Below are 8,853 nucleotides of genomic sequence, written 5' to 3'. Positions count from 1 at the left end.
GTAAGAGAGCCTTATAGGCGCATATGAAAAACCTCCGGCTATGCCGGAGGATATTTATTGTTACCAGCGTAACTCTGACGTTGGAATGAAGGCAACAGATCTGACGTTATCCATAACGTCATAGCTGATTTGCATACTGGTAGGCACCGCCGCCCCTTTTGCTTCATAAAGATCAGACCATCCAAAAGCTCGTTTCATAATAACTTTTGGTGGTACGCTTCTTAGTGGTACACCAATATGTTCATGTACCCACTGCCGCGACATGTTTTTTTGTAACGGCGATGGCAGTTCATTCGGGAAAACCCAATTACTCACTTTGTCATGCTGAATTCTTAAGATGACAGTCTGTAAAATCCGGCCATCTCGCTTAAAAGATAAATAAACCCCTTCTTTAGCCATATCCAAGCTGATCTCGGAGTCCCCCGAAAATCCGGTAGGCGGGGTTTTATAGGGTACAAGTTCAGCATCGAGTAAATCTTTATACGATTTGCCCAGACTATGTATTAACGCCTCTACGTTCACGGTCATTTGTACAGCCCCATATCACTGTTCAGTTTGTGCATTTTAGTCCTTGCCGCCTCTATCTGTGACTCGGTTGCGCCATGATTTTTTAACGCCGGTTTGATGGCATCTAGATTGCGATCCACAGCAGCCCGCAGATCCAAAGCATCCTGCTTTATCTGCGCTGCATCGTTACGTGTATTACGACCACCATAAGTTTCACTCAGTTTCTGATGAATCGCTTTGGGAACAACAATTGCAGCAACATTTTGAACAGCCATATCAATATCGTCTGGCAGCATTTCAGGTGCGTTAGTTTTCAGATACTCACGAACGGCCGCAGCTGATGGCATATGGTCAGCCTCGTATTTACCTTCTCTCGACCGGCGCTTAAAGTCGCTGTACAGCTCTACCTCCAAAAACTCCACCGGCGGCTTGCTCAGGTAGATATAAATCGGCGGAATATTCGGCATCGGCAAAATCAGAATATAATCCGCGAAATTCTTCTCTTCCGGCGCCGGGCTGGTTGTCGTCGTTATCCCGCTGCTCTCTGGCAACGGGTCTACTATCACCGTACTCGGCAGCACCGGCCGCGCCTGATTGCCCGTGTTTGACGGCACATTCACACCGCTGTGATCCGGCGTCCAGATTATCGTGATCGGGTTATCTTCTTCCGTGGTGAACGTGTACGCCTTGCGCGTGTTGTCCCACTCCATCCGCCGCAGCCGCACCATGTCCTTACCCGGCGGCGTGTGCCACCCGTGCGGTACCGGATTACCCTTTGTATCATTCTCCCAGGTGAAACGTACCCGACTCGGCACGTCACGCATCTGCTCCGCACGCATACGGTCGATAAAATCCTGCTCACCATCGTTGAGCCGCCCCGGCATCATTCCCACCAGAAGTGCCGCAACCGGTGCGCCGATACCCCCCGCCGCCACGCGACCCGCCTGCACCGCCCATGTCCCGGACGTCGCAAACCGGCCCGCCACCTGCTCAAGCACGCCTGCGCCCGCCGTCGCCGCCTGAGCCCGCACCGTGCTGGCTGCCGCCGCTGTGACCGCCTGATACTTCATTTCCTCATGGTTGCCAAACATCCACTTGTACAGCGCACTGCGCGGCTTCGGTGCCGACGGTTTTTTCTTCGCCGTCTGCGCACGCTGGGGAACATCGCTGTTTGTGACCGGACTGACTGCCGGTGTTACCCGAAAAAGACCCATTTCCGCAAAGTTGGTGTGCGGCTCCCGCGCCTCACCCGCGTCATTGCAGCCGTCGCCCCGCAGGCAGGATTTGGCAAACACCCGGTTACTATCCCGCTCTTCTGCCCATCGCTGCGCCTCGGCTTCCCGTTCGGCTTGCCGGACGACTAGCATCGCCGCCTGTTTTTCCTGCGCTATCTGCGCCGGAGAAGGGCCCGGCCCCAGCCACTGCCCTTTAGGGGCAATCACTTTATTGGTGCCCGGAGGACAACCACACCGGACAGTAGAACGATCTACCGCCGCCGAGGCACCGTGCCATGTAGAATGCGGTTCGCCGTCAACAATCCTCCCGGACTGGCCGCACTTCGGGCAGGCCGTCGTCGGATCCCCGACCCGGACAATGGCGCGGCCATGTTCGGTGCAATTCGGCAGGGTCGAGCAAATCGTTGCGCCCGTTGTGGTCTTATCGCCGTGCAGTGCAAGGCCACGGCCATAGCAGTCTGTTCGATAGCCGCCCATCGTTATTTCTGGCCGGTTATGAGGAAATCATCCGCAATCGCCACACCTTTGCGCCCGACAAGCACGCAGGAAGACTGCGGCGTACTGATAATTTCATCACCGTTATCAAGCACGCTGCCAACCAGTGCGATCCCGCGATCTTCTGCGGCATACGATCGTCCCGCACTGCTGACAATCCGCGCCGTGCTCCCGTCCGGGTACGTCACCGTACAACCTTCCGTCAGCACGCTCGCCATCTGCCCATTATTATCGAGCGCGATTTTATGCCCTTCCTCCGGGTTCGGATTAAATTCATCACCGACGCCACCACGACGCGTCAGACATCCTGCCACCGCCAGCCGGTAAATCGCCGTCACCGGATGCGCACGGCAAAAGGCTTTCTGCGCGTCAATCAGGTCGCGGGCTTCCTCCGTCATCGCCGCCAGTTGTTCCGCCGTAAACGGCGAAATGTCCATACCGGCTAAAATGTCCGGCGTCAGTGCATTGGTGTACTGCGTATCCATACTAATTCCTTGTACGTTATAGGGTTACAATTTTCCCATAATACGGCGAAAGAGACTTAACCTAAATTATTTATGTCATCAAAACACACTTAGCGAATGAAAGGTACTTTCCCTCGATGTGGTTACGTATAAATCGTTTTGCAAAGTTCAGGCATGCTAGGTTGGTCTAATTGAAGTATCCCTATACCGAACTAGTATAATCCGGTACTGTATAAACCTGTAGTAATAACTCTAACCAGACTGGTATCACTAAAGGACTTAAACAGTACCATGCCCATGTTTATTCGTGCCTACCTGCGTGCCTCCACCAGTGAACAGGATGCGCAACGCGCTCGCGATATGCTTGACCGTTTTGCTCATGAGCATAATGTTGTCATCTGCAACTATTATGCTGAGAATGAATCAGGTGCTCGTCTGGAACGCCCTGAGCTTTTTCGTCTGCTCAACGACAGTCGTCCTGATGATGTGCTGTTGATCGAGGATGTTGATCGCCTTTCCCGTCTCAAAGGGGACGAGTGGGAAAAACTGAAAGCGATTATTCGTCAACGTGGTGTCTGGGTTGTGGCTGTCAATGTCCCTACCACCTGGCAGCATCTTTCTCCCAAGTCTAATGAATTTGATAACCGGATGTTTGCGGCCATCAATGACATGCTGCTCGATATGCTGGCCGCTATTGCTCGTCGTGATTATGAACAACGTCGGGAACGCCAGAAACAGGGGATTATCAAAGCTAAAGCGGCAGGGAAATATAGGGGGCGCCAGATTAATAAGGCGCGTTACGATGCCATCAATCGATTATTATTGAGTGGTAGTTCCTGGAGCCAGGTTCAAAAAACCATTGGTTGTAGTCGGAGTACTATCAGTAGTGCCATCAAATATGCCGTAAGCCAGAACGAGGTAAGAACCTTACCTCGCGTGGCGGACTCTCCAACCCCACTTTCCATGACGCTGTTTGTGTCGATAGAGAATGGCAGTAAATTTACCCGTGGGAAGAAAAAGACTAGGGAGTTGATAGACTGGTTTATCGAAGCTGAATTTGATGGTCAAACTTTAGGTGGCAATGAATACCGAGTGTCGATGACCGCCGAGAATGATGAGCAACTGAAAGAGCAGATAGAATATTTATTCAGTGAAATTAACATGATAGCGGATATTCGTAACTGTATGGTAATTGATTGCCTGCTGACCAACGATCAGACTGGCCAAGGATGGGATGATTGTGCCGGTTGTTGGAAGTAAATGGAACGTATACATAATCTTTCGGATAATCAGTGAGATGTTGATTTATACCAACTTCATTCCCGACAATTACAACGTATAATTCCATAGTTGATAGGTCATCATTTAGTGTGAGCCATTGGAGCTATAGTAATGGTTAGACGTAAGGATTCGGGCGTAGCTGTGCAAGTGCGCCCGCTAGACCGTTCTACATCAACCTTGTCAGAATTTTACCGGTATGCTCATCAACAAACTGCACCAGTATCAAGCGTTTTGTATTATAGATGCCTACAAGGATGCGCTGATATTCCAGTCTCAGGAAGCTGAATACTTCTGCTCTTGAGCTCAATTATGCCGAAAACTTGTGGGGATCTACACGCGCCGTTATATATCCCCATGTCGATCACAAAAGCCCAAATGGGTGGGATGAGTTCATCTCATTCACTACAGGTAGTCAATTTACAGGGTTAGTATCAATGAATGTCATGTATTATTCAGTAGCAGGAGTAGTCGCCCTCATCATTGTTCTGGCTGTGCTAGTGGTCACCGCCAAAAAATTAAAAGTCGCCAAAGCGGATGCTGCAGATAAAACAACACGCCTGGAACGTTACGCTGTTATTGTGGATGCCGAAGTAGAAGCTGACCGCATCGTGAACATTGCCAAAGACGCAGCACAGGAGTTGGAAATCGACTCACTCCGCATCCTAAGTGAAGCGAAAACTGAAGCGGACAATACTATCGCTGCCAGCGAAGCCACTGCAAAAGCCATTACTACCCGTGCCGATGACATCCTGTCTGATGTGAGAATTACCGCTAAGCGCCTGAACAGAGAGGCCTTGGCCGAAGTAGAAAAACAACGTTCCACCCGCGCTGATATCGAAAACCAGATTGAAGAACTGCGTAATTCATACCGCGACAAGAAGATCACCTTTGATGCGCTTGAAGAAGCGTTGTCCATCTACAAAGATGACATGGACTTTGCCGAGATGGGCTTCTATGCCGCGCACTTCGATTTTGATACGTCTGAAGTCTTCCAGAATGCAATCCGTGCTAACCGTCAGCACCAAAAAGATTTACTGCGCGATAAAACGGCCCTTGGTGCCATCTATTGTACGACAGAATGGACCGTAAGCGGCTCCAAGACGGAAGGCAAGAAGATGACCACTCGCGGCATCAACATGACCGCCCGTGCATTTAACGGTGAATGTGACGCAGCTATTGCCAATACCACCTTTAAGAACGTGAGCACTATGGAAGCCCGCATTAATAAAGCCTATGAGGTGCTGAACAAGCTCAACGAAGTTAACCAGATCAGCATCAACTCTAGTTTTCTGAAACTGAAACTGGAAGAACTACGCCTGACATATGAGTACCGCGCCAAAAAGCAGGAAGAAAAGGACGAACAGCGCGAAATCCGTGCTCAGATGGCCGAAGAACGTAAAGCCCAGGCAGAAATTGATCGTGCCATCCGTGAAGCGGAGGAAGAAGAACGCCGCGCCCAGAAAGCCCTGGATAAAGCCCGCAAAGAAATGAACGAAAAACTGGCGAAGATGACGGCTGAACAGGCTGCTAAATATCAGGAGAAGATCGACGTACTACAAGAAGCGCTGACCGAAGCCGAGCTGAAAGGACAGAAGGCTCTAAGTATGGCGCAGCAGACCAAACGTGGTCACGTTTACGTTATATCTAACATCGGTTCATTTGGAGAGAATGTCTTTAAAATTGGTATGACTAGACGACTTGACCCGCAAGACCGCGTAGACGAGCTAGGTAGTGCCTCTGTACCATTCCTGTTCGATATCCACGCGATGATCCACAGTGATGATGCTCCTGCCATGGAAAACTCGCTTCACCAGCATTTCAGCGAGAAGCGCACCAACCTTGTGAACAAACGTAAAGAGTTCTTTAACGTAAGTCTGGAGGACATTAAAGCTGCTGTGTTTGATGTGGCCGGTAATGATGTGGACTTTATCGAAACTGCAAGTGCCCAGCACTACCATGAAACGAAGGCAATTCGTAAACAACAAGCTGCAGAGACCTCGTTGGTTAAAAATGAAGTGAAACAACCTCGATTTGCCGAAACCATCTAATCCTCAACACGAAAAAGGCCTACCTAAAAGAGAGGGGTAATTTAACGAATTTTATTCCTCGGAGTCTCCTAACTCAGGTGTTGGGATGAGTTCAACGTGGGGGAAGTCTTAATATTAACGCTACGGGACAACTTCAAGCACATGGCGGGAAATTGTTACTGTCATTATTATGGATAGATTGTTTTTTCGCAAAGAAGGAGTCCCAGGTGAAAGGTTCAGAATGGAATAAGTGGGATTTGCATTTGCACAGTCCGATGACATGGCTGGCAAATAATTATACTGGACGCTGCGATATTGAGAGTTATGTTCGTAAGCTCGCCGAACAGCAACTGTCAATGATTGCCATAACCAATTATTTTTACTTTCGCCAGAATGAGCTGGAAGCCATCCGGAACGAAATAGCCAGGCAGGGACTCAGTATCACTGTATTGGGGAATATTGAGTTCCGCCTTGATCAGCAGAATAAAGATGATGTGTTCCTCAATGTCCACATTCTGTTTTCCGATAAGCTAAGCAGTGAACGTATTAACGAAGTCCTCTCGCGACTGCCGCTGAAAGTAACCGACGGCAGCGGAAAAACCATTTACTGCTGTGAACGGAGTGTGCTGGAAAGCAGTCACAAGGTAGACACCATTGTGGTTAATTTTAGCGACCTACAGGGACATCTAGAATCAGCTTTTCGCCCTTTCCTTGATTATATTGTGGCAGTCTGTCCCAACGGATACGGTGGTTACCGTCCGGATGCTAATGGACGCTCTCAGGCGCTCGCCACTGAAATCGATCGTCAGGGACACATTATCTTTGGCGGCCCGCGTGATCGGGACTTTTTCTTGAAAACTGACCGTTATGAGGGGGCCGCCATCAAGCCGGTCTTTCACTGTTCTGATGCTCATAGACCCGAAGACATTGGTCGCGGATACACCTGGGTGAAGGCACTGCCGACATTTGAAGGCCTTCGTCAGGCCATGCTGGAACCGGAAAGCCGCCTGCAGCTTGGTGATGACTGGCCAGCCAGGCAGATTCCAAAGGTGCATTTCAGCCGGATCGATGTTGAAGGTACCATTTTTGACGGGCAGTCTATTTGTTTCAAAAAATTATCAATCCCCCTTAATACTGATATGGTGGCTATTATTGGCGGACGGGGTACCGGAAAAAGCCTGCTTCTTGACGCAGTTCGTTCTCGTTTCGTCGGTGCCGCAAGCCGTGGAAGTGAAGAGCGTTCAGTTAATGTCGAACACTTAACCATTGAACTGGACAAGGCAAACGGTGAGAAAACACTGTTCAATACTCGTACAGAAGGTTATGACTATCTGCATGTATCACAGGGAGAAATCAAAACACTTTGCCAGAAACCTGGACTTATTAGCGACGAAATTAAGAAAATGTTGCGGTTGGCGACGCAAGATATTCCAGAGTCTGTCAGGAATGATCTGACCGACAACCTTGCCAATTATCGCGCTTTTCGCGAGTACTATAGTTTCCGTGATGAACATCAGCAGCTCGTAAACACACGGGAACATCAGAATGAGATATGTAGAGTTGCTCAGGAAAAAATTAAAACGCTGACCAGTGAAAAAAATAAGTCGCTAATCGAACAATTCCAGACAAACAGCGCCCGTGTAACCACGCTGACACAGGCTTTTAATACCGCCGAACTCCTATTACGTGAAACGCAGACCACCGAGATCAGTCTTAATGATCGAGTCCTCGAGGTGAATGGTGTGAATACCGGTGTAATCCCAATCCCCCCCCTCGACTTATCCGCATTCAAGGCAAATGTTACTTTACATATAGCTGCACTTGAGGAGCAGATCCGGTTAGTGAAAGAGGACAATACGCGAATCACTGCCGCGTTTCGTGAGCAAGGTATTGAGCAGGATATCTCAGGAGTGCTGGAAAAGATTCGCGGCTATCAGGCACAAATCCAGCAGGCCACGCTACGGCACGGAGAAATTGAGCAGCGGGTGACACTATACAACAATGCTCTAGCGCAACGGGCTGAACTGACCGGCAGATTCGTCCGTCACCTTCTTGACAAGAAAGACATCATTGATACCACCTTTGCTTCCTTAGCAGATAAACCTCATATGACGCATACCCAACAGGAGCTGATAAAGGAGATCCTCACTGATATCCGTATCTACGGAATGCCGTATTTTAATATTGGAGCGTTTTACACCGGCATGCTGGAATGCCTTAATCGGGGTAAATTTCGCGCATCAGGAGAACAATTGGCTACAGCAAAACTCCGAGAGGTCTTCGGAATTGAAACTATTGATGATTTTATGGCCCTGATTGCTGGGCGAGAAATAATTGACCTGCCAGAATCTCCAGGCAAGAAAATTACGATAGAGAGCTTTTTATGGAAAGAGGAGTATTTCAATAATCAGGGACCATATGGGGTTCCGCGCCCATTTCCTCCGCAGGTTCCACCATTTGAGAGAAAAAGCATGCTTATCAATATATTATGCATATTTTTTATGTTTTCTTCACAATCTCATATATTGTGACATCTGAGACGCTATTTATTGGCCTGAAATAGGGTCTCTAATATCGTTTTTTGCCTATTTTGATACGGATTAGCCTCAAAATCGACTTTTTATTCTCAGTTGGGGCAAGTTTATCGAGAACTAACCGTTAAAATTAACAACAAACTTCAGGTTTACGACCAAGATCAAAAATAAGAAATATATTCTATGTAATTCATAAGGATAAGTATAAAACTTGGGACTTATGGAGGAAATGATCACGGAACCCCTAACAGCAATAAACCGCTGTCACCACTGATGGTGGCAGGCGCGGTCGTCGGAGCGGCCACTTTGG

Annotated in this window: 4 protein-coding genes and 2 pseudogenes; 3 read left to right on the top strand and 3 right to left on the bottom strand. The window is 48.8% G+C overall.

From position 1 onward, the window contains the following. Window positions 1–60 precede the first annotated feature (60 nt). The 3 genes from AEP37_RS21465 to AEP37_RS21455 are packed head-to-tail and all read right to left on the bottom strand — an operon-like array spanning window position 61 to window position 2,722. Complete coding sequence (locus AEP37_RS21465) at window positions 61–528, bottom strand: DUF6392 family protein (RefSeq protein ID WP_049615243.1); 468 nt, start codon at window positions 526–528, stop codon at window positions 61–63. Next, the gene (locus tag AEP37_RS21460; protein ID WP_049615242.1) at window positions 525–2,219 is read right to left on the bottom strand and encodes an S-type pyocin domain-containing protein; all 1,695 of its coding nucleotides are present in this window, start codon (window positions 2,217–2,219) and stop codon (window positions 525–527) included. Before AEP37_RS21460 ends, AEP37_RS21465 begins: the two co-directional genes overlap by 4 nt. 2 nt (window positions 2,220–2,221) lie before the next feature. Next, complete coding sequence (locus AEP37_RS21455; protein WP_049615241.1) at window positions 2,222–2,722, bottom strand: hypothetical protein; 501 nt, start codon at window positions 2,720–2,722, stop codon at window positions 2,222–2,224. Between the two features lie 270 nt (window positions 2,723–2,992). Between AEP37_RS21455 and AEP37_RS27775 the strand changes: the two are divergent. The 3 genes and pseudogenes from AEP37_RS27775 to AEP37_RS21440 all read left to right on the top strand — a co-directional run. After that, window positions 2,993–3,598 (top strand): annotated as a pseudogene (locus AEP37_RS27775) (recombinase family protein); the annotation flags it as partial. Window positions 3,599–4,416: 818 nt separating this feature from the next. Next, window positions 4,417–6,030, top strand: a complete 1,614-nt coding sequence (locus tag AEP37_RS21445) for a DUF4041 domain-containing protein (RefSeq protein WP_049615239.1) — start codon at window positions 4,417–4,419, stop codon at window positions 6,028–6,030. 206 nt (window positions 6,031–6,236) lie between these two features. Then, window positions 6,237–8,435: pseudogene (locus AEP37_RS21440) on the top strand (PHP-associated domain-containing protein); the annotation flags it as partial. Window positions 8,436–8,853 lie beyond the last annotated feature (418 nt).

The organism is Yersinia pekkanenii (assembly GCF_001152565.1).
GTDB classification, from domain to species: domain Bacteria; phylum Pseudomonadota; class Gammaproteobacteria; order Enterobacterales; family Enterobacteriaceae; genus Yersinia; species Yersinia pekkanenii.
The sequence above is the reverse complement of the archived record's forward strand: the minus strand, read 5'-3'. Positions and strand labels throughout refer to the sequence as shown.